Origin of the sequence: Sulfitobacter sp. HGT1 (assembly GCF_013282155.1) — a bacterium.
Taxonomy (GTDB): domain Bacteria; phylum Pseudomonadota; class Alphaproteobacteria; order Rhodobacterales; family Rhodobacteraceae; genus Sulfitobacter.
This window is the reverse complement of sequence record NZ_BLWI01000008.1, coordinates 21,232-45,867: the sequence shown is the minus strand read 5'-3', so window position 1 is coordinate 45,867 and position 24,636 is coordinate 21,232. Positions and strand designations below refer to the sequence as shown.

Genomic DNA, 24,636 nt, shown 5'->3' with positions numbered 1-24,636 from the left:
TACCTGATCTTCCATGATGTTACATGGAGTTTCTCGATCGTCCCCAGATGCAACGCTTATATGCCATAGAGCGATTCCTTAACCAAGTGCTGAATCAGAATGGTTCCATCTATCAAGGATTTTAGGCGAAAATTTGCGCAACAGATAAGAGGGTACTCATTTTTGCCACATCGAATGATGCCAAAACGCACCATTACAAGGGTTTATGGCGTGATCACACGGATTGTTATTGGACAAAATCCAGTGGTTCCACGCGTTATCGGAACCAATTGTATTTTAGGCTTTCGGAGGAATCGATGATTAGAAATTTGGGAACTGTGGCAGGTGCCACGCGCGGCATGACCGGCATTCTGGCCGCCGCTGCGACAGCCCTTCTGATTTCCACCTTGCCTGCACCTGTATTTGCGCAGGTGACCGCCTTTAAACAAGCCGTGGCCGAAGCTGCGGCGCGCGATGCCGATATTGCTGCCTATTACCGCACCCATGATTACGAGGCGGTCTGGACCGAAGGGTCAGACACCCACCGTGCGCGGCGCGCTGCACTGATGGCTTCCATCACAACGGCAGACAAACACGGGTTGCCGCTGGCACGCTATGATCCGACCGGGCTGATGGCGACGTTGAAGAATGCCAAAACCCCGCGTGATCGTGGCCTGGCCGAAGTCGAGATGACCCGGGTATTCTTGCAATATGCCCGCGATCTGCAAACCGGCGTGCTGATCCCGTCGCGCATCGACAGTTCAATCGTGCGCGAAGTCCCGTATCGCGACCGCCAGACCTATATTGCGGATTTCATCAAATCCGAACCGATGCCATTTTTGCGCAACCTGCGCCCCCGGACGTTGGAATATAACGCATTGATGCGCGAAAAGCTCGAGATGGAAGCGCTGCTGGCCAAGGGCGGTTGGGGTCCTGTTGTGCCTGCGCCCTCGCTCAAACCCGATGCCCAAGGCAATGCGGTTGTCGCATTGCGCAACCGTCTGATCGCGATGGGCTATCTGAAACGCTCCAATTCGATGACCTATGACAAGGTCATGCAAGAAGCCGTGCGCGCGTTTCAGCAAGACCACGGTTTGAACGACGACGGTGTTGCCGGTGCCGCCACCATGTCCGAGATCAACAAAAGCGTCGAAACCCGTTTGAAATCCGTGATCGTCGCGATGGAGCGCGAACGCTGGCTGAACAAGGAACGTGGCGCGCGGCATATTCTGGTGAACATCCCTGCCTTTACCGCAGCCGTGATTGATGACGGTCGGGTCACCTTCGAGACGCGTTCGGTGGTCGGGGCCAATGAAGACGGCCGCCATACGCCCGAATTTTCCGATACGATGGAATATATCGTTATCAACCCCACATGGACGGTGCCGCGGTCAATCGTGACCAAGGAATATCTGCCCTCGATGCAGCGCAACGCCGGTGCGGCAGGTCACATTGATCTGATCGACGGCAATGGGCGCGTCGTTAATCGGGGATCGGTGAATTTCAGCCGCTATAATGCGCGCAACTTCCCCTTTGGGATGCGTCAAAAGTCGGGGGTGCGCAACGCGCTTGGGCTGGTAAAGTTCATTTTTCCCAACAAATACAACATCTACCTGCATGACACGCCGTCCAAAAACCTGTTTGCCCGTGATGTGCGCGCGTTCAGCCACGGCTGCGTGCGTCTGGCCGATCCGTTTGATTTTGCCTATACGTTGCTGGCCGCTCAGGTCGATGATCCGGTGAAATTCTTCAAGGCGCAGCTGGCCACGGGCCGCGAGACATTTGTGCATCTGGATAATGAACTGCCGGTCCACCTGATCTACCGCACCGCCTTTACCACGCCGCGCGGGCATACCCAGTATCGTGACGATATCTATGGGCGTGACGCCAAGATCTGGGATGCGCTCAGCAAGGCAGGGGTAGCATTGGGCGCTGTTCAGGGTTAATTCATCCCCGACAAGGGGAATGAACCATGCGCCATACCATTCAAGAAATTGCCGTGTCACTGGGGGCGACAGCCGTTGGTGACACTTCGATTAGGATCGAAAAACTGGCCGAGCCGGCACAGGCCGGACCCAATGATCTTGCCCTCGCGATGAGCCCCAAATACGCCGAAAGCCTATCCGAAGGGACGGCACAGGCGGCAATGCTGTGGCCCGATGCAGATTGGCAAGCGCTTGGCCTGAAGGCCGCGATCCTGCCGGACCGCCCGCGCTATGCCATGTCGGGCCTCACGAAAATGATGGACCCCGGACAGGGCTTTGCGCCGGGCATTCACCCGATGGCGGTCATTGATCCCACGGCGGAACTGGGCGCAGATGTGTCGGTCGGGCCTTTCACGGTCATCGCGGCGGGCGTGAAAATCGGCGCGGGCAGCATGATCGGGCCGCAGTGCCACATCGGCAAGGATGCGCAACTGGGCCGCAACGCCTATCTGCGCGATCATGTCAGCATCGGGGCGCGGGTCACCATTGGTGATGATTTCATCGCGCAGCCGGGGGCCTGTATCGGCGGCGACGGGTTTTCGTTTGTGACGCCAGAACCCAGCACTGTCGAACAGACCCGCAAGACGCTCGGCGATCGCGGTGACACAAAAGCGCAACAATGGACGCGTATCCACAGCCTTGGCAGTGTGACCATCGGGAACGACGTTGAATGTGGCATGAATTGTACGATCGACAGTGGCACCATCCGCGACACGGTGATCGGTGATGGCACCAAATTGGATAATCAGGTCCATCTTGGGCATAATGTGGTGATCGGCACCAACAGCCTGATTTGCGGGCAGGTGGGCATCGCGGGGTCAGCGACCATTGGCAACAATGTCGTGCTTGGCGGGCAATGCGGCGTCAGCGACAATATCTTTGTGGGCGACGGGGTCATTGCGGGCGGCAGTACCAAGCTGATGTCGAACGTGCCTGCCGGGCGGGCCATGCTGGGCTATCCCGCAACAGAGATGAGCAAGCAAATCGACAGCTACAAAGCGTTGCGGCGTCTGCCCCGTTTGCTGCGCGATTTTGCGGCCTTGAAGAAAGAATTGTCCAAACCCGACGCCGATGCATAACGCGCAAGGGGGACAGATAAGAAGGAGAGCCCGGAGTGAGCATTCAAGATCAGGTCATTGCCATCCTTGCGGAACAAGCCGTGTTGGAGCCATCAGACGTCACGATGGCAAGCACGCTTGAGGATCTGGGCATTGACAGTATGGGCGTGGTCGAAAGCATCTTTGCCATCGAAGAAGCCTTTGACGTCTCGGTGCCGTTCAACGCCAACCAGCCCGGAGCGTCGGATTTCGACATCTCGAGCGTGGCCAGCATTGTCGCGGGCATCGAACGTCTGAAAGCCGAGCAGGGTTAGAACCTGTGAAACGTGTAGTCATCACCGGGGCCGGGACGATCAACGCGCTTGGCCTGAATGTGCCAGACACGATGGCCGCCATGCAAAACGGTGTCTGCGGCATTGGCCCGCTTGAATTTCGCGATGTCGATCGGCTGTCGATCCAGATCGGCGGTCAGGTCAAGAATTTCGAAGCCGAAGCCCGCTATAACCGCCAGCAAATGTCGCTATACGATCGCTTCACGCAATTCACCCTTGCCGCTGCAAAACAGGCGATTGATCAATCCGGCCTGACGTTTTCTGGCGAATTGTCTGCGAAAGCGGGGGTTGTCTTGGGAACGGCTGGCGGCGGTGTCAGCACCTGGGACGACAATTACCGCGCCGTCTATGAAGAAGGCAAAAACCGCGTTCACCCCTTTGTCGTGCCCAAGCTGATGAACAACGCGGCCGCTGCCCATGTGAGCATGGAACATAACCTCAAGGGGCCGTCGTTTACGGTTTCGACGGCATGTGCGTCCTCCAATCACGCGATGGCTCAGGCCTTCGCGATGGTGCGCTCTGGCATGGCCCCGGTGATGGTCACCGGCGGGTCTGAATCAATGCTGTGCTTTGGCGGGGTCAAAGCCTGGGAAGGTCTGCGCGTCATGAGCCGCGATGCCTGCCGCCCGTTTTCAGCCAACCGCAACGGGATGGTCCAGGGCGAAGGGGCAGGGGTTTTCGTATTCGAGGATTATGACCACGCCCGCGCCCGCGGTGCCGATATCCTGTGCGAGGTGATCGGCTTTGCCATGACATCGGATGCCAGCGATATCGTGATGCCATCCAAAGCAGGGGCCGCCCGCGCAATGAAGGGCGCATTGCAAGACGCGCAAATCAACGGGGATCAGGTCGGCTATATCAACGCCCATGGCACGGGCACGACAGCCAATGACAAAACCGAATGCGCGGCTGTGGCGGATGTGTTCGGGGCCCATGCAGACCGATTGATGATCAGTTCGACCAAGTCAATGCACGGGCATCTGATCGGTGGCACGGGCGCTGTTGAATTGCTGGCCTGTATCATGGCGCTGCGTGACGGGGTCATTGCCCCCACGATCGGCTATCAGGAACCCGACCCCGAATGCGCCCTTGATGTGGTCCCCAATGTCGCCCGTGATGCCAAGGTTACGGTCGCCCTGTCGAATGCCTTTGCCTTTGGCGGCATGAACGCTGTGATCGCGTTACGCAAAATCTAGCGGCATAACCTAGGGCAGGGCGCATAAAAAAGACCGCCCCGGTGACGAGACGGCCTTGGATCATGTGAAAGAGAACCAGATTTACTGTTCAATAACCGATGACTTGTCAAAGGATGCTGTAAAGCCGTCCAGCGACAGGGCCAGTTCTACAGTCTGGTCAGGTGCCAATGCCGGCACGATGGTGATCACCGCCTCTTTGCCACGCTTGAAGGCTGCAATATCGTCGGCGGTCAGACCCATGCGGACATAGCAACCAACGGGGTTACAAAAGGCATAAGGGTAGCGGCGCGCTTTGCCGCCATCGACAGAAATGCTCAGCTGGGAGGTCAGGGCTGTTTCCAGCGGAACAACAACCGTTGCACCTGCCGTGGCCTTGCCGCCATCGGGCAAGCGGAACAACGAGAATTCGGCCACGGGCACGCCCTGGCCGTCATCCATCAACTGATACATCTGGCAGGGGTCGGTCTCTTGCTCGGTCTTGATGCAGCGCATTTCCCACGAACCGATCACCTCTTTGGTGTAAGGCTTGCCAACATCGGTATTGGCCTCGGTCTCGTCACCCATGCTGAGCTGCGATTCAATCGTGCTGGTCACCGGCGCGGTCTTTGTTTCCGGAGCCGGTGTTTCTGTTGTGGTTTCAGTCGTTGCGGTTTGCGCGAAAGACGCCACAGGCAGGGTCATAGCCAATGCTGCACAAAGGGGAAGGATGTTCAAATACTTGTTCATGCTTGGTCCAAATCAGTTAAATTTAATAGCATTTACCATGTCATAAAATGAATGTCAGGCAAGATACGCTGGCATTGCAAAACGATCCGGCAGTTTCTTGCTGATGTCACAAGAAAATCCGGGGCCCGAAAAGAAAAAAGGACGCAAAGCGCCCTTTTCCCTGTTCTTCTTTTCTCCCCGTCGGACTGGGCCGACTTATTGAGGGAAGGTTACGAAAGCGCACAAGGGCGGTCAATAGGAAATATGCAACATTGTCGGATACTTATGCTGCGCCGCAGCAAAAAAAGGCCGTACCCGAAGGCACGGCCAGTCTGACAGGGAGGAAGTGTTCACGGATCAAAAGGACATGTCGATCCGGAACATATTCACTATGGTACACAAACGTTAAGTTTGTATGCTTATGCGGCACTTTGCCCGCTGCGGCGGGACCTAAAAGGATGATGAATACGTGACAAATGATATCTTTATCGGGGGCGGCGGCCCAGACTATGCCACGCAGCAGTTTCTGAGCCTTGGCTATGCCAACCGCCACGGGCTGATTGCGGGGGCGACGGGGACGGGTAAAACCGTAACGCTGCAAATTCTGGCCGAAGGGTTTTCGGCCCAGGGCGTGCCGGTGTTCCTGTCTGATGTCAAAGGTGATCTTTCCGGCCTCGCCAGTGCCGGTTCCGAGACCCACAAGCTGCACGGTCCCTTTACGGAGCGCGCCAAGAAAATCGGCTTTGACGATTTTGCATATGCGTCTTTCCCGGTCGCGTTCTGGGATATGTTCGGCGAACAAGGCCACCCGGTGCGCACGACAGTCTCCGAGATGGGACCGCTGCTGCTGGGGCAGTTGCTGGGCCTGAGCGAGGCGCAAGAGGGCATTTTGAACATCGCCTTTCGCGTGGCAGACGAAGACGGCATGCCGCTGCTTGATCTCAAGGATCTACAGGCGCTGCTGGTCTGGGTCGGTGAAAACGCCTCCACCCTTGCCCTGCGTTATGGCAATGTCTCTGCCGCATCGGTGGGCACGATCCAACGCCGCTTGCTGGTGTTGGAAAACCAGGGTGCCGCCGATCTGTTTGGGGAACCGGCGCTCGAACTCTCCGATCTGATGCGCACCGATTCCGACGGGCGCGGGTTCATCAACATTCTGGCCGCCGACAAGCTGATGAGCTCGCCCAAGCTCTATGCCACCTTCCTGTTGTGGCTGCTGTCAGAACTGTTCGAAGAACTTCCCGAAGTCGGCGATCCGGATAAACCCAAGCTGGTGTTCTTCTTTGACGAAGCCCACCTGCTGTTCGACGACGCCCCCAAAGCCTTGGTGGACAAGGTCGAACAGGTCGCGCGGCTGATCCGCTCCAAAGGTGTCGGCGTCTATTTCATCACCCAAAACCCTGCTGACGTCCCCGAAGACATCCTTGGCCAGCTTGGCAACCGCATCCAGCACGCCTTGCGCGCCTTTACCGCCAAGGACCGCAAGGAACTGCGCATGGCCGCGCAAACCTACCGCGAGAACCCGCGCTTCGACACCGAAGAAGCGATCCGCGAGGTCGGCGTCGGGGAGGCCGTGACCTCGATGTTGCAGAAAAAAGGGGTGCCGGGGATTGTCGAACGTACACTGATCCGCCCGCCGTCCTCCCAGCTTGGCCCGATTGATGACGCGACACGCGCCGCCCTGATGGCGCAAAGCGCCATGGCCACGAAATACAACACCCGCCTAGATCGCGAATCCGCCTTCGAGATGTTGGCCAAACGTGCTGATGACGCCGCCAAAGCCGCCGCAGCCGAAGCGGAAGCAGAAGAAGCCACACCCACCTTGCGCGAATTCAATGCCGCGCGCCGCTATGCGGGCAAAGGCGTTGACCGCTCGACCTCCAAACCCGCCGACAAAAAAGGCGAAAGCTTCGGGGGGGCGATTGCAAATGTTGTGATAAAGGAACTGAAAGGCACCACAGGACGGCGCATCGTTCGCGGTATCCTGGGCGGCTTGTTCAAAGGGCGCTAGGCCCCATTCCAAATGGACTAAAATCCTCGCCGAAGGCTGGCCTTATCCCCCGGGGGATAAGGCCTTTTCTTTGTTCAGACTCTGAACCCTATTTTTCGGGGATCAACCCGCGCGGGCTGAACCGCAAGACCAGCAACAGCACCGCACCCATGGTCATCAACCTCATATGGGCGGCGGATTCGATCAGGTGGTCTTTCAACCAATAGCCGTCGTTCATGCCATAGGTGATCATGTTCATCAGCCAAAGGCCCATCGGCTCTACCATGACCCACAGGTACCACATCAGGAACCCGCCCAAGACGGCCCCGAAGTTGTTGCCGGACCCGCCGACAATCACCATCACCCAGATCAAAAAGGTAAAGCGCAACGGCTGGTAAGACCCCGGTGTCAGCTGGCTGTCCAAGGTGGTCATCATAGCACCCGCAATCCCGCAGATGGCAGAGCCAAGGATGAACACTTGCAAATGCCGCGCGGTGACGTCCTTGCCCATGGCTTCGGCGGCGACTTCATTGTCGCGGATCGCGCGCAGCATCCGGCCCCAGGGGGAGTTCAGCGCCCGCTGGCTCATCCATAGCAACAGCAACAGCACCGCCGCGAACAGCACGATGTACAGGAACTTGACCCAAAGCGTTGACCCTTCGACGGGATCAAATCCGAAACCGGCGGCGCGTTCAACAAAGCCGGGATTGTTTTGCAGGTCGATCTCGTAGGGAACGGGACGCGGGATGCCGATGACGTTTTTCACGCCGCGCGACAGCCAGTCTTCGTTCTTGAGGACGGCAATGATGATCTCGGCGATGCCAAGGGTCGCAATGGCCAGATAATCCGACCGCAAGCCAAGCGCGGTCTTCCCGATCACCCAAGCGGCCCCGGCGGCGAACAAGCCGCCCACGGGCCAGGCGATGATCACAGGCAGGCCAAGCCCGCCAAGATATCCGGTATGCGCAGGATTGACGGCTTCGACCGCCGCGACCGACGGGTCAAACACGGCACGGAACAAAAAGAACCCGCCGATCAGAACCACCAGAACCACAACAGTGCGCCGCCAGCCCTTGGCCATGCGTTTCATCACCTGAACGGCTGCAATCACGGTGCCAGCCCCCAGCAGCAGGGCACCCAGAATACCCCAGCCCCCCGCAGACCACGCGCCTTCGGTGGCGGGCATGCCGATCAGAACCGCCGCCAGCCCCCCCAAGGCGACAAAGCCCATGATGCCCACGTTAAACAGGCCGGCAAAACCCCATTGCAGGTTCACGCCCAAGGCCATGATGCTGGAAATCAGCCCCATGGAGATAATCAGCAGCGCCGCGTTCCAGCTTTGTGCAAAGCCGGTATAGACGATCAGGGCTGCAATAATCGCGAATAATGCGGTGTTTCTAAGCGTCTCGTTCATACCGATTGCCCCTTGAACAGACCTGTGGGTTTGAACAGCAACACGATCAACAAGATCACAAAGCTGACGGCGAATTTATAGTCGGTGGACAAGAGTTGGACCAACCCGTCCGGCTCCATGCCTGCGGGCATCATATACCCCAAAACCTTTTTCCACGCATAGGTGATGGTGACTTCGGAAAAGGCGATGACGAAACCACCGGCGATGGCCCCCACAGGGTTGCCAAGACCGCCCACAATAGCCGAGGCAAAGATCGGCAGCAGCAGTTGGAAATAGGTGAAGGGTTTGAACGACTTATCAAGGCCATAGAGAACGCCCGCGGTGGTCGCCAGGCAGGCCACGATGATCCATGTGATCATCACCACACGTTCGGGGTTGATCCCTGACAGCAGCGCCAGATCCTCGTTATCGGAATAGGCGCGCATGGATTTGCCCGACCGGGTTTTGTTCAGGAACCAGAACAACACCGCAACCACGATAATGGCGGTGATCACGGTCAGCCCCTGGGTGGTCTTGATCGCCAGACCTTCTTCCAGACCGGTCATCTTTTTAAAAGTCCGTGCCGAGATGATGAAACGTTCGCCATCAAGGAAATTCTTGTCGTCAGACCCGATGATAAACCGCGTGATGCCGTTATAGATGAACGTCACCCCCAGTGACACGATCACGAAAATCACCGGCTTGGCCTTCTTCTCGCGGTAAAAGCGATAGACGACGCGGTCGGTGCCTAGCAGCAACCCGATGGTCAGCAAAATCGCAAAGGGCAGGGCCAGCAATGCGGTTGGCAGCACCCACAGGTGCAGACCGATGGCCTGAAACCCCCAGGTGATCAGCACCGCCGACATCGCCCCAAGCGCCATGGTATCGCCATGGGCAAAGTTCGAAAATCGCAAGATGCCGTAAACCAGTGTCACCCCAAGCGCACCAAGCGCAAGCTGCGAGCCATAGGCGATGCCGGGGACCAGCACGTAGTTGGCCAGTGCTACAAAAGCGTTCAAAAAATCCATCAGTTGCATGTCCCTAGATAGCTGATGACGAAAGGCCCGTCAGCATAATGCACGGTATAGCGCGTGGCACCGTTTTCAGTGATCGTGATCAGGTGGCGCGCTGCAAAAGTCCCCCCCGACAACGAGATCGATTTTCCCGAAGTAACGCCCAGCATTTCTACCGTTTCCGCGTCGGTGACCATTTGGGCCTGAACCACCAGATCATCCGGAGATAATCCGCCGCCCATGCCTGTAATCACAGGGGTGAATTCGGTTTCGGTGCAGGGTTCGTTTTCAACGCATTCGGTGACGAAATTGCACTGGCGCTTGATTTCCTGCCGGAAGGGGGCTGTCTCGATCGTGAGACTGTCTGCGGGCGCGCTGTCGGCATGATCATCGACGACATCGCTGGCCTGCGCGAAAACGGGCGCGCAGGCGATCAACGCAAGGGAAAGGATCAGTCGCATTCTCATCCCCCCAAGAACGATTTGCGGACTTCGGGGTCGTTCAGCAGTTCCTTGCCAGTGCCGGTAAACGCATTGGCCCCTTGCACCAGAACATAACCTTTGTCCGCGATTTCAAGCGCTTGGCGGGCGTTTTGTTCCACCATGAGGATCGGGATACCGGTGCGCGCGACTTCGATAATGCGGTCGAACAATTCATCCATCACGATGGGGCTGACGCCTGCGGTGGGTTCGTCCAGCATCAAAACCTTGGGCTGGGTCATCAACGCACGGCCCACGGCGACTTGCTGGCGCTGGCCGCCCGACAATTCACCCGCCGCCTGATAGCGCTTGTCCTTGAGGATCGGGAACAGGTCATAGACCTGCGCCATGGTATCGCGGAAATCGTCGCGGCGGATAAAGGCACCCATCTCGAGGTTTTCCTCGACGGTCATCGAGGTAAAGATATTCGAGGTTTGCGGCACGAACCCCATGCCCTTGGCCACGCGGTCCTGCGGCGACAGGGCGGTGATGTCTTCGCCGTCCAGCCGCACGTGACCCTGACGCACGTCCAGCATCCCGAACACGGCCTTCATCGCGGTGGATTTGCCCGCGCCATTGGGGCCGACGATCACGGCGATTTCGCCTTTTTCCACGGCAATGGTGCAGTCGTGCAGAATATCGGGCCCTTTGCCATAGCCGCCCGTCATGGCCTCGCCAATCAGGAAGGGGCCACCGGGGGCCGCATGGCTTTTGCCGCCCTGTCTGACGGGCTGCGCCGTGCCTTGGCCTTTGGTATTGCCGATCGAGAGGTCTTTGTTACCTCGATCACCATATGGGTCGCTCATGTCAGCCTCTTTCAGTCGGTGCCGCTGGTGGGCGGGTCTATGTTGTCAGCGCAAGACAGAGCGTCCTCGCAGGTGTCGCGCAGCATCATCGCCACGTCAAAGGACATCTTTTCCATGTCCTCAAGCGGTGTTGTGTCAGCCGTATCCAGATACAGCATGATCCGTGCAGGGCCGACCTGCGACAGCATCACCGCGCTGAGGGTACGGTCGCCGTTGATCTTGTCATATTGCAGGTGGCGCAGGGTCAGCCCGCGCGGGGTTACGATCTTGTCGACCTGCAAAACTTCCAAGGGGGCACTGTCGTCGGCCGCAACCCATTGGGAATAGGTCGCGAATTGTTCATCAAGGGTGGCCACGCTGTCGGTGATCTCGAACCCCGGCCATTCCTGAGTGAAGTTCAGGATATAGTCTTCGATATAGCGCGTGGATCCATCGCCAATGACGTCCCATTTGGCGGCTTCCCACGCGGTGCCCCGGTCGCACATCCACACGTCCGCAGACAGTTGCGCACAGGCAAGGGACGCCTGCGGCAACGCCAAAGCGGCGGTGAGTGTCAGAAGTGCGAAACGGTACTTCATGCGGTCTTGTTCTTGAGGCCCGTGCCAAGATAGGCTTCGATGACTTGTTCGTTGGCTTTGATCTCGGGCAGGGTGCCTTGGGCCAGAACCTTGCCTTCGGCCATGCAGATCACCGGATCACACAGGCGGCCGATGAAATCCATGTCGTGTTCGATAACCACAAAAGTATAGCCGCGTTCCTGATTGAGCCGGATAATCGCGTCGCCAATGGTATTGAGCAGCGTGCGGTTCACGCCTGCGCCGACCTCGTCCAGAAACACGATCTTGGCGTCAACCATCATGGTGCGGCCAAGTTCCAGCAGTTTTTTCTGACCACCCGAGATTTGACCGGCCTTTTGCTCGGCCAGATGTTCGACGGTCAGAAATTCCAGCACTTCGTCGGCCTTGGCGCGCAGGGCGCGTTCCTGATCGGCGATGCGTTTGCGGCCAAACCAGGTGTTCCAGAGTGTTTCGCCCACCTGATCGCCGGGCACCATCATCAGGTTCTCGCGGCAGGTCATCGAGGAAAATTCATGGGCAATCTGGAAGGTACGCAGCAACCCTTTGTGGAATAATTCGTGGGGCGGCAGGCCGGTGATGTCTTCGCCATCCATCGTGACACGGCCCGACGTTGGTTTAAGAACGCCTGCGATCACATTGAAAAGAGTGGTTTTTCCCGCGCCGTTGGGGCCGATCAATCCGGTGATTGTGCCTTTGCCAATGGTCAGGCTGGCCCCGTCGACGGCATGAAAGCCACCGAAGTGTTTGTGTACATCGTCAACGACGATCATATGACTATCCCTGTGTCCGCGTCGTAGATGCGCGGTAAACTTTTGAAAACAGCAGCCCGGTTGCCCGGACTGCTGTCATTTTAGCGTCTAAAGGCTTATTTGAAACCGATGGTTTCGATCACGCCGTCTTTGACTTCGATCATGCGGTAGGTACCCGCAGATTCACCGGGTCCGATCAGTTCGACCGCGGATGCGCCGACATAGTCGATATCCGTGCCAGCCGCGATCAGCTCAAGCGCTTTTGCCAGTTCACCAGGATAGATTTTTTCGCCCGGTGCGTTGGCAACGTCGAGGATCTTTGGGCCGTAAGCCGCTGGATCGGTCGAGTTTGCCGCCTGCATGGCCAGCAAGAACAGCGCCGCTGCGTCATACGATTCTGGTGTGTAAGGCGATGTGCCGTTAAAGCCCGCGTCTTCGGCCATTTTGGTGAAGACTTCGATGCCTTGACCTTCGGAACCGGCGATCTGGCCGTAGGAGCCGTTCAGATCGTCACCGATACGACCGGGCAATGTGTCACCGATCATCCCGCCGGGCAGGCCGAATGTGTCGAATGCACCTGTGTCCAGCGCGGCGTTGATGATGCCAGGACCGCCTTGGTCAAGGTAACCCGCAACAACCAGGATTTCGCCACCGGCAGATGCCAGCGCGCCAACTTCGGCAGAGTAATCGGCTTTGCCGTCTTCATGGGCTGCAACGATGGTGACTTCACCGCCGATTGCCTCGAACGAAGTCTGGATCGCGTCAGCAAGACCCTTGCCATAGTCGTTGTTGGTGTAGGTCAGCGCGATGGATTTCACGCCACGCTCTTGCAGGATTTCTGCCATAACCTGACCTTCACGCGCATCCGATGGGGAGGTGCGGAAGAACAAGCCGTTGTCTTCCATTGTGGACAGACCGGGCGATGTGGCGGAAGGCGAGATCATTGCCATGCCGTTTGGAATAGCGACGTTTTGCAAAACCGCACCGGTTACACCGGAACAATCCGCACCGATCAGACCGTTGATGCCTTCGGCGATCAGACGTTCAGCACCGGCCACGGCCAGCGCGTTATCAATACAACCCGAATCCGCACGCAGGGGCGTTACGGTTGCGCCGCCCATCAGCTTGCCGCTGTCGGTGACTTCTTTCATGGCCATTTCGGCACCGGACGCCATCGGCCCGGTCAGGGATTCAATCGGGCCGGTAAAGCCGAATACGATCCCCAGTTTAACTTCGTTGGAATGCGAGCCCGCGTAAGCGCCCGTCGCAAATAGTGCTGCAGCCGTTGTGGCCATAAGCATCTTTTTCATGGTTGTCTCCCGTGTTGGAACTTTATGTTCAAAACGGAGCCTATGCGGGGATATTGGAAAAGAAAAGTGCTATCAGGCGTTCACGATGGGTCATCTGGGGGTGATTTACGAGAAAACCGTTCTTCTGGTGTGGGATTCACCTTTGAGGGGCGTTCCCCTTGTCCGATCCGGTTTTCCGGCGCTCTGGCTTTGTTCTCAGATCGACAATCGCGCCGCATGGGACCCGCGTTCGCGGTAGGGCGTGGTGTCGTAATGCGCGCGGTAGCATTTGGAGAAATGCGAGGGCGAGGCAAAGCCGCAGGCCAGCGCCACGTTGATCACGCTCATATCGGTTTGCATCAGCAGGTTGCGGGCTTTTTGCAGGCGCAGTTCCATATAGTACCGCTTGGGACTGCGGTTCAGATAGCGGCGGAACAGGCGTTCAAGCTGGCGGGTGGACATGCCCACATCACGGGCCAGGGTCGAGGGGCTGATCGGCTCTTCGATATTGCCTTCCATCATCTGGATGACCTGGCTGAGCTTGGGGTGGCGCACGCCGATGCGGGTGGGCACGGACAGACGCTGGGTATCCTGATCGGTGCGGATCGAGGAATAGATGAGCTGGTCGGCGACCGCATTGGCCAGATCTTCGCCCAGATCATCGGCAATCAGTTTCAGCATCAGGTCGATTGAGGACGTGCCGCCTGCGGTGGTCATGCGGTTGCCATCGACGACAAAAACCGACTTTGTCAGGTTCACCTCTTCGAATTCTTCAGTGAAACTGTCCTGGTTCTCCCAATGGATCGTCGCTTTCTTGCCATCCAGCAAACCGGCTTTGGCAAGGGTAAAGGCCGCCGTGCACAGCCCGCCGATCATCATGCCCTTGCGGGCCTCGCGGCGCAGCCAGCCCAGCAGTTTCTTGGTGGTGGCCGATTGCACGTCGATGCCGCTGCACACCACAAGCGTGTCTTCGCGGCGCACGTCGCCCAGATCGCCATCGAGGGTAAATTGTGCCCCCGCAGAGCAGCTGACATAGGTGCCGCTTTCCCCGATCAAACGCCAGTCATAAGCAGTTCGGCCCGCCATCCGGTTCGCAATGCGCAAACATTCAACCGCCGAAGCAAAGCTCAGCAAAGTGAAGTTTTCGAGCAAGACAAACACAAACAGCTTGGGTTTGTCTTCATTGACCGGAACGCGGATGGCCGATTTGACGTCTGTCATCGTTGCCCTTTCAGGAAATACAGAGTTTTAGGTGTCCAGGTTTTTCTCCCGTAAAACCCGACGAAAACATTGCCCACGGGGCGGGCGCAAGGTCAATAGGTGGAATTCCGTTCTGGTCACCGGGCGCAGGCTTTTGTATACGATAAATTCAACCGTTAGCGCTGGACACCCGGCGCAATTCCTACTTCGGAGAGATGAGATGACCGATTGGACAAAATCAAGCTGGCGCGACAAACCGCGGATCCAGATGCCCGACTATCCAGACCAGACTGAATTGCAGGCGGTCGAGGCCGAATTGTCCCGGTATCCATTGTTGGTTTTTGCAGGCGAAGCGCGCCGGTTGAAAAAGCATCTGGCGGCGGCTGGCCGGGGCGAGGCGTTCTTGCTTCAGGGGGGCGATTGCGCCGAAAGCTTTGAACAGTTCAGCAGCGACATGATCCGCGATACGTTCAAGGTCATGCTGCAAATGGCGATCGTTCTGACCCATGGTGCAAAGGTACCGGTGATCAAGGTGGGTCGTATGGCCGGCCAGTTCGCCAAGCCGCGGTCGGCCCCGACCGAAGTTGTCGATGGTGTCGAGCTGCCCAGCTACCGCGGTGATATCATCAACGGCTTGGACTTCACCCCCGAAGCCCGCATTCCCGACCCCAAAAAGATGTTGCGCGCTTATACGCAGGCGGCGGCAACCTTGAACCTGATCCGCGCGTTTTCGACCGGTGGTTATGCGGATGTGCATCAGGTGCACGGCTGGACCTTGGGCTTTACCGAAAGCGAAAAGGCCGAAAAATACCGCGAAATCGCCAACCGTATTTCCGACACGCTGGATTTCATGGCGGCTGCCGGTGTGACGTCAGAGACGGCGCATACCCTGCAATCGGTTGAATATTATACCAGCCACGAATCGCTTTTGCTCGAGTATGAAGAGGCGCTGTGCCGTCAGGACAGCCAGACCGGCAAGTGGTTGGCGGGTTCCGGTCACATGATCTGGATCGGCGACCGTACCCGTCAGCCCGACGGTGCGCATGTTGAATTTGCCCGTGGCGTACAAAACCCCATCGGGTTGAAATGCGGCCCGACCATGACCAGCGACGACTTGAAAAAGCTGATGAAAACCCTGAACCCGCAAAACGAAGAGGGGCGTCTGACCCTGATCGCGCGGTTCGGTGCGGGCAATGTGGGTGAACACCTGCCGCGCCTGATCAAGACGGTTCAGCAAGAAGGCGCAAATGTGGTTTGGACCTGTGACGCGATGCATGGCAACACCATCAAGTCGTCCAGCGGCTATAAAACACGACCCTTCGATTCCGTGCTGCGTGAAGTGCGCGAATTCTTTGGGGTGCATGCCGCCGAGGGCACCGTGCCCGGTGGCGTACATTTCGAGATGACCGGCCAGGACGTGACCGAATGCACCGGCGGCGTGCGTGCCGTGCAGGACGAGGACCTGTCAGATCGCTACCACACCGCCTGCGATCCACGTCTGAACGCCAGCCAATCGCTGGAACTGGCGTTCCTTGTCGCCGAGGAACTTTCGGCGCGCCGGACGGCACACCAGGCCAAAGCAGCAAGCTAAGCCTGCGAAAACCGAGACAAGGAAAAAGCCGCGTATCTTCCCGATACGCGGCTTTTTTGTGCCTGTGAAACGTTGTGCCTGTGAAACATCGCTGTGAAACGGGGCCTATGTGTCGGATTTCACCAGTCTGAGATAGGGGACACTGCGTTTGCCGCCCGCCAGGCGCGTGCTGGTGGGAGTTATTGGCGGTGGTGCCGGTTCGACTGCCGGTTGGGGCTGCGGGCGTTTGACCGTGATCGGCCTGATCTGGATATTATCGATCTCGAACCGGCAGGGGTCGTCAGAGACGCCGCCCTTGGTGACAAAGCACCCCAACATGCGGCTGACATCGCCCATGTCGCTTTTCAACGGCAGCAAGATCATGCGCCCTTCGGAGCGGCCAATTTCGTTTCTGAGGGACAGCGTGCCGATTGCGGGTGTCTCAAAGAGTTCCTCCATCATGTCGCTGAAGCGGCGGCGCGACTGGGTCGATAGAAACGCAGTAATCGGCATGCCGCGCACTTCCATGCCCATCAGATCGCTCAGATGGCTGCCCGCAATGCGCATCCGCGCCACGCCGGGGGCGACCCGTTCAAGGATAAAGGCATATTCCAAAGCGGATTCGATCCCGCGCGGGTCGATGTCAGATCGCCGCGGCAGCAGTTGATCCTGACGCAACGCATCCCAATAGGCTTCGACCTGGGACGTTGCCGAAAAACTGTGGCCGCTGTGAAAATCTGTCATATTCAGAATATTCCGGGGGTCTTGGGGGTCGTTATCCATGAATTTGGCTCGTCTCTTTCACTGTATTCGTTTACCCAGGCGACCGCAGGGCATCGCAATCGCGGAGCGTTGTTTCGAAACGGCCTGCCACCGCCTTGGGATATCCATAGCGATTTCGTTACAAATTTGCAGTTAAATCGCACGAAGTGGTTAATCTCTTGCTAGGGTTTGCCCGAAGCCCCCCACGGCTTTCGACTTGCCCAAATTGGCGCTTTGGCTTTTAAGGCACCCAAAGACACCACAGCCGACAGGATCTCTTTATGATACGTTCAATGACCGGTTTCGCCTCTGGAAATGGCGCGTTGGCCCCCCATAGCTGGGGATGGGAAGTGCGGTCGGTGAACGGCAAGGGGCTGGATCTGCGCCTGCGTGTCCCCGATTGGGTGGACGGGCTTGAGGCGGGGTTGCGCAAGCAGTTGGGCGACGCGGTCGCGCGCGGGAATGTGACCTGCAACCTGCGGATTGCGCGTGATGAAAACACAGGCGGTCTGACCGTGAACGCCGCCCAGCTTGATACGGTGCTGGACGCGCTGCACCAGATCGAAGCGCGGGCCATGGATGCAGGCGTGTCGCTGGCCCCGTCCAAGGCGACCGATATCGTGACCATGCGCGGCGTGCTGGAACAGGCCAATACGGTTGATGATGTGGCGACCCTTGCCAAAACCCTGCTGGCGGAATTTGCGGCGGTTCTGGCTGATTTCAACGCCATGCGCGCCAGCGAAGGGGCGGCTCTTGAAATCGTGTTACAGGCCCAACTGACCGAGGTTGAAACCCTGACCACCCAAGCCGCAGCCATGGCACAGGACCGCAAGGCCGAGATGGCCCAAACGCTGCAACGCAATCTGGCGCGGGTGCTGGAAAACAGCGACGGCGTTGATGCGGACAGGTTGGCACAGGAACTGGCGCTGATCGCTGTCAAATCCGATGTGACCGAAGAAATCGACCGTCTGCACGCCCATATCGGTGCCGCCCGCGAACTGCTGGTGCAGGGCGGGCCGGTCGGGCGCAAGCTGGATTTCCTGATGCAGGAATTCAACCGCGAGGCCAATACATTGTGCTCAAAGGCGCAGAACAGCGCGTTGACGCGGGTTGGGCTGGCGCTCAAGGCCGTGATCGACCAGATGCGCGAACAAGTACAGAATGTGGAGTAAACCATGAGCGACCGCCGCGGCCTTTTGATCATCCTCAGCTCGCCCTCGGGGGCGGGGAAATCCACCCTTGCACGCAAGCTGCGTGACTGGGATGCATCGCTGCAATTTTCCGTCTCGGCCACCACCCGCGCGCCGCGTGTGGGCGAAATCGACGGCAAGGATTACTTTTTCACCAACGAAGACAAGTTCCGCAGCATGGTCAATGACGGCGAGATGCTGGAACACGCGCGGGTCTTTGGCAATTACTACGGCTCGCCCAAAGGGCCGGTGCAAAAATCTATCGACAATGGCCGCGACGTGTTGTTCGACGTCGATTGGCAGGGCGCACAGCAAATCAGCAATTCGGCGCTGAAACAGCATGTCTTGTCGATCTTTATCCTGCCGCCTTCGATCAAGGAACTGCGCCGCCGCCTTGAAACCCGCGGTCAGGACGATGCCGAAACCATCGCCTTGCGGATGGAGAAAAGCTGGGACGAGATCAGCCATTGGGATGGCTACCATTATGTTTTGATCAACGACGATCTGGTCGATACCGAGGCCCGGCTCAAGGCGATTATCACCGCCGAGCGTTTGCGGCTTTCACAACAGCCAAATCTGGTGGATCATGTTCGCGCGTTGCAAGCTGAATTCGAGGAAACGAAATGACCCTATATGCCCTGGCCGATTTGAGCCCCACCGTAGATGCCGATGCCTGGGTGGCACCCGATGCAAATGTGATCGGCAATGTCGTGCTCGAGGCCGGAACGTCAGTCTGGTTCGGCTGCACCCTGCGTGGCGATAACGAGCTGATCAAAGTCGGCAAAGGCAGCAATGTGCAGGAAAACAGCGTGTTTCACACTGATCCGGGCTGCCCGCTGACCATTGGCGAAAACTGCACCATCGGTCACAAGGTGATGCTGCATGGCTGTACCATCGGGGATAATTCGCTGGTCGGTATGGGGGCTACGATCCTGAACGGGGCCAAGATCGGCAAGAATTGTCTGATCGGGGCAGGGGCGCTGATTACGGAAAACAAGGTGATCCCTGACGGGTCGCTGGTCATGGGTGCGCCGGGCAAGGTCGTGCGCGATCTGGATGCGGCTGCCATTGCCGGTCTGACCGCCAGCGCGCTGCATTATCAGGAAAACGCCCGCCGGTTCCGCCGCGATCTAAAGCCAGTCTAGCACATGGCGATCCGCCCGCTTTTGCCTGATCTGCTGGCGGCTTTGCCTTTGCCGACCCTTGCAATTGACCGTGCGGAACGGATTGTTGCGATGAACGCGGCGGCGCAGGCCCTTGTCGGGGCCGCCGCCTTGGACCGCCATTATATCAACGTCTTGCGCCAGCCCACGTTGGTGGATGCGGTGGAACAATGCCAGCGCGATGGCACCCCCCGCGAGGCCCATTATCTGGCCACTAACGGCGGCAATGACACGCGGTTTCAGGTCCATGTCAGTAAGGTCGCCGGCACCGATTATGTCTTGCTCAGCTTTCAGGACATTACCCAAGTGACCAAGGCCAGCCAGATGCGCCGCGATTTTGTGGCCAATGTCAGCCATGAATTGCGCACGCCGCTGACCGCGCTGATGGGGTTCATCGAAACCCTGAGCGGCCCGGCACGCGATGACGCGCCCGCCCGCGACCGTTTTCTGGGGATCATGACCGGAGAGGCGGAACGCATGAACCGTCTGGTGGGCGATCTTTTGTCCCTCAGCCGGGTCGAATCCGAAGAACGCCTGCGGCCCACGCAAAAGGTCGATCTGCGCTATGTGGTGCAATCGACCTTGCGCAATCTGAACCCCTTGGCGGTCGAGGCTGACGTGACGCTGGTATCTCGCATGGCCGATGATGAACTGCCGTTGATCGGGGATTCGGACCAGCTTTTGCAGGTGTTCACCAATCTGATCGAGAACGCGATAAAATACGGTGGCAAGGGCAAAACCGTCGAGGTTGACGTGGAAACCACCCTGCGTGATCCGTCGTTGCGCGGACCTGCGGTGCGGGTGACGGTCACAGACCACGGCCCCGGCATTGACCCGTTGCACATCCCGCGCCTGACCGAACGTTTCTACCGCGCCGACAGCCACCGCAGCCGTGCGCTTGGCGGTACGGGGTTGGGGTTGGCGATTGTGAAACACATCCTGAACCGGCATCGCGGACGGCTGAAAATCACCAGCGAGCTTGGAAAAGGCAGCCAATTCACGGTTATCCTGCCTTTGGACATGCCTTTGGGGGCTGCATAAGCTGCATCAGGCGCAGCGGGGCCGTGAAATCTTTTTGATTTCTTGCCATGTCATAAAACTGTAACACTGGTGTCACAAAAGCCAAACGTAGCCCCCGTAGTGCTGCACCCAGATCACCATGGGGGTGGTCAAGAATTCAAAGCTGACAGGAGACATCATGTCGCTCGTTAAAATCACTACATCCGCTCTGGCCATTTCCGCCGTTTGTGCAACAGCTGCCGTTGCCCGCGATCAGGTACAGGTTGCCGGTTCTTCCACCGTTCTGCCCTATGCGTCCATCGTCGCCGAAGCGTTTGGCGAAAACTTTGATTTCCCGACACCGGTCGTTGAATCCGGCGGCTCCTCGGCGGGTCTCAAGCGGTTTTGCGAAGGCGTAGGCGAAAATACGATCGACGTGGCAAACGCATCGCGTCAGATCAAATCCTCCGAAGTTGAAGCCTGTGCCGCCAACGGCGTGACCGACATCATCGAAGTGCGCATCGGCTATGATGGCATCGTGTTTGCATCCGATATCAATGGCAACACATTCGAATTCACACCCGAAGACTGGTACAAAGCGCTGAGCGAAACCATCGTTGTTGACGGTGAAATCGTGCCAAACCCCAACAAGAACTGGAACGAAGTCAACGCGAGCTTCCCTGACCAGCCGATCCAGGCCTATATTCCGGGCACCAAGCACGGCACACGCGAAGTATTCGAGGAAAAAGTGATCCTGGCCGGTTGTGAAGCCACAGGTGATTTCGACGTGTTCAAGGCGGCCAATGGCGACGACAAGAAAGCCGCCGAGAAAGCCTGTATCGCGATCCGCACCGATGGCACATCCGTGGACATCGACGGTGACTATACCGAAACTCTGGCCCGTATCGAGAGCAACAAAGACGGCATCGGCGTATTCGGTCTGGCGTTCTACGAGAACAACACAGACAAGCTGAGCGTTGCGACAATGAGCGGCGTCGAGCCAACCGTCGAAAGCATCTCGACCGGTGATTACCCTGTGTCGCGCCCGTTGTTCTTTTACGTCAAGAAAGCGCATATCGGCGTTATCCCGGGCCTGAAAGAATACGCTGAATTCTTCGTTGCCGATGAAATCGCGGGCCCTGATGGTCCTTTGGCTGAATACGGCCTTGTGTCCGACCCGGAGCTGGTCACAGTTCAAGAAACAGTTGCAAATGAAACTGTTTTGGGCGGCGGTTCCTAAACTTCTTTGAAATGACCCGGAGGAGCGTTACTGCTTCTCCGGGTTGTCTGCTGCTGACTGCCAAGATTTGAAATACGACAACCCGTTCTAGACGGGTACGACCGGGGGGCCATACGTGAGCAACTTTCTAAATGTGGCACCAACCACGCTGCTGGTTCTTGCGGTTCTGATCCTGACCGGCATTGCCTATGTTTCCGCGCGCAGCCGCGCGATGTCATCGGCCGGGGGCGACGCCCGAAAACTGCATTCCTTGCCCGGCTACTATGGCTATAACGCCGCGATGCTGACGGCGATCCCGGCCTTGTTCGTGCTGGTGATCTGGATGCTGTTGCAGCCAGTGCTGATCCAGAATGCCGTGATTGAAATGATCCCTGCCAGTGCTGTTTCCGAAGGGTCTTCGGTCAATCTGGTGATGAGCGATGTGCGCCGCGTGGCCGACGGGTTGAATGGCGCGGTCAAGTCCGGCGCGCTGACGGCGGATGCGGCCAAGGCCCTGACGGCGGCGGATGACGTGCGCTCTGTCCTTGCGGGGACGGGGGTTGCTTTGGGGTCGGATGTCACCGCCGAGGTACTGGCCGCCGCACAGCGCTACCGCGGAATGCAATCGACGGGGCAAGTGCTAATGACCGCAGTCGTGTCATTGATTGCGATTGCCGGCTTGCTGATCGCATTGCGCGCAACCACCAAAACATTCCGCGCCCGCAATATGGTCGAACGCTTTGTCCTGAGCCTGCTGATCGTCGCGGCGTCACTGGCGATTTTGACAACCGTTGGGATCGTGTTCTCGATGCTGTTCGAGACAATCAATTTCTTCAAGCTGCACCCGTGGCAGGACTTCTTTCTTGGCTCCAAATGGGCCCCGAACTTTCGCGGGGATAGCGATCTGTCGATCCTGCCGCTGCTGTGGGGCACGCTTTATATCTCGATCATCGCGCTGCTGGTGGCGGTGCCCATCGGGTTGTTCGCGGCGATCTATCTGTCGGAATATGCCAACAGCAAAGTCCGCGCCGTGGCCAAACCGCTTCTGGAAATCCTCGCCGGTATTCCTACAATCGTCTATGGTCTGTTCGCGCTGCTGACGGTGGGGCCGTTTCTGGTCAACCTGTTCGGGCGTGGCGAAGACGGCATTCTGGGCGTCGACTGGATGAGCGGGGCCACATCGGTGCTGACCGCCGGTCTGGTCATGGGCATTATGCTGATCCCCTTTGTGTCCTCGCTGAGCGACGACATCATCAACGCGGTGCCACAATCCTTGCGCGACGGGTCATTCGGGCTGGGTGCCACCCATTCCGAAACCATCCGCCAGGTGGTGCTGCCAGCGGCGCTGCCGGGCATCGTGGGGGCGATCTTGCTGGCGGCCAGCCGTGCGATTGGCGAAACCATGATCGTGGTGCTGGGGGCAGGGGCCATCGCCCGCATATCGCCGAACCCGCTCGAGGCGATGACGACCATCACCACCCGCATTGTCAGCCAGTTGACCGGCGATACCGACTTTGCCAGCCCTGAAACCCTTGTGGCCTTTGCCCTTGGCCTGACGCTGTTTGTGCTGACGCTGGGGCTGAATGTGCTGGCGCTTTATATCGTGCGCAAATACCGGGAGCAGTACGAATGACCGACATGCCAAACGCGACGCCAAAGAATTCGCTGCTGCGTCAGGACGCGCGCACCGTCAAACGCAACCGCGCCGAAACCCGTTTCAAGGCCTATGGCATTGCCGCGATTTCGGTGGGCCTGCTGATGCTGGTGATCTTGCTGGTGACCATCATCGGCCGCGGGACAGGTGCGTTTCAACAGACGTTTCTGACGCTGGATGTGCAATTGCTTGAGGCAAAGCTGGACAAAAAGGGCAACCGCGATCTGCAGGACATCAAAAAGGTGTCGACCTTTGGATACGCCCCCCTGATGGCTGCCGCGCTAGAAAAAAAGGTCGCTGAAAGCGCTGTCGAGAGCGATCTGAAACCCAAGGAAATGGCCGCGTTGCTGTCCAAGGACGCCGCCGCCCAATTGCGCGACTTTGTGCTGGAAAACACCGATCTGATCGGGACGTCGGTTCAGTTCCGCTTCCTGACCAACAGCCGCGTTGACGGGTATATGAAGGGGCGTGTGACCCGCGAAAGCATCGCCAACGACAAGAATATCAACGCCGCTCAGCTGGATCTGGTCGATGCGCTGGTCAAGGACGGTGCCCTGGAAAAGCGCTTTAACCTTGCGTTCATCACCGGTGCCGACGCATCCGATGCCCGGCCAGAGGCTGCTGGCATGGGCGTGTCGATGATCGGGTCGCTGTTCATGATGCTGGTGGTGCTGGCGCTGGCGCTGCCCATCGGTGTGGCCGCGTCGATCTATCTTGAGGAATTCGCCCCCAAGAACCTGATCACCGATATCATCGAGGTGAACATCTCGAACCTCGCGGCGGTGCCGTCGATCGTGTTCGGTATTCTGGGTCTGGCCGTGTTCATCAACTACATGCATTTGCCAAACTCCGCCCCCTTGGTGGGCGGGCTGGTGTTGACGCTGATGACCTTGCCCACGATCATCATCTCGACCCGTGCATCGCTGAAATCCGTCCCGCCCAGCATCCGCGATGCGGCGTTGGGGGTAGGGGCGTCAAAGATGCAGTCGGTGTTCCACCACGTGCTGCCCTTGGCCGCACCGGGCATTCTGACGGGAACGATCATCGGTCTGGCGCAGGCCTTGGGTGAAACCGCGCCCTTGTTGTTGATCGGTATGGTGGGCTTCATCGCATCGAACCCGCCAGACGGGATCGCATCGGGGCTGATGGACCCGAACTCGGCCATGCCAGCGCAGATCTATGAATGGGCCAAACGTGCCGACCCTGCCTTCTATGAGCGGGCCTGGGGCGGGATCATCATCTTGCTGGTGTTCCTTGTGACCATGAACGCCATTGCCGTCATGCTGCGGCGCAGGTTCGAGCGGCGCTGGTAGAATGGGCGGTAAGG

The 24,636-nt window shown here is 58.2% G+C and carries 23 protein-coding genes; 13 read left to right on the top strand and 10 right to left on the bottom strand.

The window, feature by feature from the left end:
* Positions 1 to 338 precede the first annotated feature (338 nt).
* The 4 genes from HGT1_RS06445 to HGT1_RS06430 are packed head-to-tail and all read left to right on the top strand — an operon-like array spanning position 339 to position 4,550.
* The gene (locus HGT1_RS06445; RefSeq protein ID WP_176249714.1) at positions 339 to 1,925 is read left to right on the top strand and encodes a murein L,D-transpeptidase; all 1,587 of its coding nucleotides are present in this window, start codon (positions 339 to 341) and stop codon (positions 1,923 to 1,925) included.
* 26 nt (positions 1,926 to 1,951) lie between these two features.
* Positions 1,952 to 3,043: a UDP-3-O-(3-hydroxymyristoyl)glucosamine N-acyltransferase gene (lpxD, locus tag HGT1_RS06440; RefSeq protein WP_176249117.1), complete on the top strand. Its 1,092-nt coding sequence runs from the start codon at positions 1,952 to 1,954 to the stop codon at positions 3,041 to 3,043.
* A 35-nt stretch (positions 3,044 to 3,078) separates the two neighbouring features.
* Positions 3,079 to 3,336 (top strand): acyl carrier protein, encoded by a 258-nt coding sequence (locus HGT1_RS06435; RefSeq protein ID WP_176249116.1) that lies wholly within the window; start codon positions 3,079 to 3,081, stop codon positions 3,334 to 3,336.
* A 5-nt stretch (positions 3,337 to 3,341) separates the two neighbouring features.
* A complete protein-coding gene (locus HGT1_RS06430) occupies positions 3,342 to 4,550 on the top strand; it encodes a beta-ketoacyl synthase (RefSeq protein WP_176249115.1) in 1,209 nt (402 codons plus the stop codon).
* 81 nt (positions 4,551 to 4,631) lie between these two features.
* On the opposite strand, the gene HGT1_RS06425 is transcribed toward HGT1_RS06430, so the two are convergent.
* Positions 4,632 to 5,276 carry an invasion associated locus B family protein gene (locus tag HGT1_RS06425; protein ID WP_176249114.1) on the bottom strand — a complete coding sequence of 215 codons (645 nt, stop codon included), beginning with the start codon at positions 5,274 to 5,276 and terminating at the stop codon, positions 4,632 to 4,634.
* A 448-nt stretch (positions 5,277 to 5,724) separates the two neighbouring features.
* Here HGT1_RS06425 and HGT1_RS06420 point away from each other — a divergent pair, with 448 nt between their 5' ends.
* Positions 5,725 to 7,266 carry a helicase HerA-like domain-containing protein gene (locus HGT1_RS06420; protein ID WP_176249113.1) on the top strand — a complete coding sequence of 514 codons (1,542 nt, stop codon included), beginning with the start codon at positions 5,725 to 5,727 and terminating at the stop codon, positions 7,264 to 7,266.
* Positions 7,267 to 7,354: 88 nt separating this feature from the next.
* Here the strand turns inward: HGT1_RS06420 and HGT1_RS06415 are convergent, their stop codons facing one another.
* The 8 genes from HGT1_RS06415 to HGT1_RS06380 form a co-directional block, all read right to left on the bottom strand.
* Positions 7,355 to 8,659 carry a branched-chain amino acid ABC transporter permease gene (locus tag HGT1_RS06415; protein ID WP_176249112.1) on the bottom strand — a complete coding sequence of 435 codons (1,305 nt, stop codon included), beginning with the start codon at positions 8,657 to 8,659 and terminating at the stop codon, positions 7,355 to 7,357.
* Positions 8,656 to 9,666 (bottom strand): branched-chain amino acid ABC transporter permease, encoded by a 1,011-nt coding sequence (locus tag HGT1_RS06410; RefSeq protein WP_176249111.1) that lies wholly within the window; start codon positions 9,664 to 9,666, stop codon positions 8,656 to 8,658. The genes HGT1_RS06415 and HGT1_RS06410 overlap by 4 nt, the downstream gene beginning before the upstream one ends.
* Positions 9,666 to 10,112, bottom strand: a complete 447-nt coding sequence (locus HGT1_RS06405; RefSeq protein WP_176249110.1) for a hypothetical protein — start codon at positions 10,110 to 10,112, stop codon at positions 9,666 to 9,668. The genes HGT1_RS06410 and HGT1_RS06405 overlap by 1 nt, the downstream gene beginning before the upstream one ends.
* A 2-nt stretch (positions 10,113 to 10,114) precedes the next feature.
* A complete protein-coding gene (locus HGT1_RS06400; protein ID WP_176249109.1) occupies positions 10,115 to 10,936 on the bottom strand; it encodes an ABC transporter ATP-binding protein in 822 nt (273 codons plus the stop codon).
* Positions 10,937 to 10,947: 11 nt separating this feature from the next.
* A complete protein-coding gene (locus tag HGT1_RS06395) occupies positions 10,948 to 11,514 on the bottom strand; it encodes a hypothetical protein (protein ID WP_176249108.1) in 567 nt (188 codons plus the stop codon).
* Positions 11,511 to 12,284 carry an ABC transporter ATP-binding protein gene (locus tag HGT1_RS06390; RefSeq protein WP_176249107.1) on the bottom strand — a complete coding sequence of 258 codons (774 nt, stop codon included), beginning with the start codon at positions 12,282 to 12,284 and terminating at the stop codon, positions 11,511 to 11,513. Before HGT1_RS06390 ends, HGT1_RS06395 begins: the two co-directional genes overlap by 4 nt.
* A 95-nt stretch (positions 12,285 to 12,379) precedes the next feature.
* Entirely contained in the window at positions 12,380 to 13,573 is a 1,194-nt protein-coding gene (locus tag HGT1_RS06385) for an ABC transporter substrate-binding protein (protein WP_176249106.1), read from the bottom strand.
* A 195-nt stretch (positions 13,574 to 13,768) separates the two neighbouring features.
* Positions 13,769 to 14,773 (bottom strand): GlxA family transcriptional regulator, encoded by a 1,005-nt coding sequence (locus HGT1_RS06380; RefSeq protein WP_176249105.1) that lies wholly within the window; start codon positions 14,771 to 14,773, stop codon positions 13,769 to 13,771.
* Between the two features lie 199 nt (positions 14,774 to 14,972).
* Here HGT1_RS06380 and HGT1_RS06375 point away from each other — a divergent pair, with 199 nt between their 5' ends.
* Positions 14,973 to 16,343 carry a class II 3-deoxy-7-phosphoheptulonate synthase gene (locus HGT1_RS06375; RefSeq protein WP_176249104.1) on the top strand — a complete coding sequence of 457 codons (1,371 nt, stop codon included), beginning with the start codon at positions 14,973 to 14,975 and terminating at the stop codon, positions 16,341 to 16,343.
* Positions 16,344 to 16,448: 105 nt separating this feature from the next.
* On the opposite strand, the gene HGT1_RS06370 is transcribed toward HGT1_RS06375, so the two are convergent.
* Positions 16,449 to 17,105 (bottom strand): PAS domain-containing protein, encoded by a 657-nt coding sequence (locus tag HGT1_RS06370; protein WP_176249103.1) that lies wholly within the window; start codon positions 17,103 to 17,105, stop codon positions 16,449 to 16,451.
* A gap of 260 nt (positions 17,106 to 17,365) precedes the next feature.
* Here HGT1_RS06370 and HGT1_RS06365 point away from each other — a divergent pair, with 260 nt between their 5' ends.
* The 7 genes from HGT1_RS06365 to pstA all read left to right on the top strand — a co-directional run bounded on the left by HGT1_RS06365 (position 17,366) and on the right by pstA (position 24,622).
* The gene (locus HGT1_RS06365; protein WP_176249102.1) at positions 17,366 to 18,256 is read left to right on the top strand and encodes a YicC/YloC family endoribonuclease; all 891 of its coding nucleotides are present in this window, start codon (positions 17,366 to 17,368) and stop codon (positions 18,254 to 18,256) included.
* A gap of 3 nt (positions 18,257 to 18,259) precedes the next feature.
* Positions 18,260 to 18,901: a guanylate kinase gene (gmk, locus tag HGT1_RS06360; RefSeq protein WP_176249101.1), complete on the top strand. Its 642-nt coding sequence runs from the start codon at positions 18,260 to 18,262 to the stop codon at positions 18,899 to 18,901.
* Positions 18,898 to 19,419, top strand: coding sequence for a gamma carbonic anhydrase family protein (locus tag HGT1_RS06355; RefSeq protein WP_176249100.1), 522 nt, complete (start codon positions 18,898 to 18,900; stop codon positions 19,417 to 19,419). Before gmk ends, HGT1_RS06355 begins: the two co-directional genes overlap by 4 nt.
* Positions 19,420 to 19,422: 3 nt before the next feature.
* Positions 19,423 to 20,478, top strand: a complete 1,056-nt coding sequence (locus tag HGT1_RS06350; protein ID WP_176249099.1) for an ATP-binding protein — start codon at positions 19,423 to 19,425, stop codon at positions 20,476 to 20,478.
* Positions 20,479 to 20,635: 157 nt separating this feature from the next.
* Positions 20,636 to 21,676, top strand: coding sequence for a substrate-binding domain-containing protein (locus HGT1_RS06345; protein ID WP_176249098.1), 1,041 nt, complete (start codon positions 20,636 to 20,638; stop codon positions 21,674 to 21,676).
* Between the two features lie 115 nt (positions 21,677 to 21,791).
* Positions 21,792 to 23,288, top strand: coding sequence for a phosphate ABC transporter permease subunit PstC (gene pstC / locus HGT1_RS06340; protein ID WP_255200116.1), 1,497 nt, complete (start codon positions 21,792 to 21,794; stop codon positions 23,286 to 23,288).
* Positions 23,285 to 24,622: a phosphate ABC transporter permease PstA gene (gene pstA, locus HGT1_RS06335; RefSeq protein ID WP_176249097.1), complete on the top strand. Its 1,338-nt coding sequence runs from the start codon at positions 23,285 to 23,287 to the stop codon at positions 24,620 to 24,622. Before pstC ends, pstA begins: the two co-directional genes overlap by 4 nt.
* The last annotated feature ends 14 nt before the right edge of the window (positions 24,623 to 24,636 follow it).

Excerpts from the sequence above, each read along its gene's own strand:
- HGT1_RS06400 (WP_176249109.1), bottom strand. The coding sequence starts at position 10,936 with ATGAGCGACCCATATGGTGATCGAGGTAACAAAGACCTCTCGATCGGC.
- HGT1_RS06390 (WP_176249107.1), bottom strand. The coding sequence starts at position 12,284 with ATGATCGTCGTTGACGATGTACACAAACACTTCGGTGGCTTTCATGCC.
- HGT1_RS06350 (WP_176249099.1), top strand. The coding sequence starts at position 19,423 with ATGGCGATCCGCCCGCTTTTGCCTGATCTGCTGGCGGCTTTGCCTTTG.
- HGT1_RS06405 (WP_176249110.1), bottom strand. The coding sequence starts at position 10,112 with ATGCGACTGATCCTTTCCCTTGCGTTGATCGCCTGCGCGCCCGTTTTC.
- pstA (WP_176249097.1), top strand. The coding sequence starts at position 23,285 with ATGACCGACATGCCAAACGCGACGCCAAAGAATTCGCTGCTGCGTCAG.
- HGT1_RS06425 (WP_176249114.1), bottom strand. The coding sequence starts at position 5,276 with ATGAACAAGTATTTGAACATCCTTCCCCTTTGTGCAGCATTGGCTATG.
- HGT1_RS06395 (WP_176249108.1), bottom strand. The coding sequence starts at position 11,514 with ATGAAGTACCGTTTCGCACTTCTGACACTCACCGCCGCTTTGGCGTTG.
- lpxD (WP_176249117.1), top strand. The coding sequence starts at position 1,952 with ATGCGCCATACCATTCAAGAAATTGCCGTGTCACTGGGGGCGACAGCC.
- HGT1_RS06370 (WP_176249103.1), bottom strand. The coding sequence starts at position 17,105 with ATGGATAACGACCCCCAAGACCCCCGGAATATTCTGAATATGACAGAT.
- gmk (WP_176249101.1), top strand. The coding sequence starts at position 18,260 with ATGAGCGACCGCCGCGGCCTTTTGATCATCCTCAGCTCGCCCTCGGGG.
- HGT1_RS06410 (WP_176249111.1), bottom strand. The coding sequence starts at position 9,666 with ATGGATTTTTTGAACGCTTTTGTAGCACTGGCCAACTACGTGCTGGTC.
- HGT1_RS06385 (WP_176249106.1), bottom strand. The coding sequence starts at position 13,573 with ATGAAAAAGATGCTTATGGCCACAACGGCTGCAGCACTATTTGCGACG.
- HGT1_RS06445 (WP_176249714.1), top strand. The coding sequence starts at position 339 with ATGACCGGCATTCTGGCCGCCGCTGCGACAGCCCTTCTGATTTCCACC.
- HGT1_RS06365 (WP_176249102.1), top strand. The coding sequence starts at position 17,366 with ATGATACGTTCAATGACCGGTTTCGCCTCTGGAAATGGCGCGTTGGCC.
- HGT1_RS06355 (WP_176249100.1), top strand. The coding sequence starts at position 18,898 with ATGACCCTATATGCCCTGGCCGATTTGAGCCCCACCGTAGATGCCGAT.
- HGT1_RS06375 (WP_176249104.1), top strand. The coding sequence starts at position 14,973 with ATGACCGATTGGACAAAATCAAGCTGGCGCGACAAACCGCGGATCCAG.
- HGT1_RS06345 (WP_176249098.1), top strand. The coding sequence starts at position 20,636 with ATGTCGCTCGTTAAAATCACTACATCCGCTCTGGCCATTTCCGCCGTT.
- HGT1_RS06380 (WP_176249105.1), bottom strand. The coding sequence starts at position 14,773 with ATGACAGACGTCAAATCGGCCATCCGCGTTCCGGTCAATGAAGACAAA.
- HGT1_RS06415 (WP_176249112.1), bottom strand. The coding sequence starts at position 8,659 with ATGAACGAGACGCTTAGAAACACCGCATTATTCGCGATTATTGCAGCC.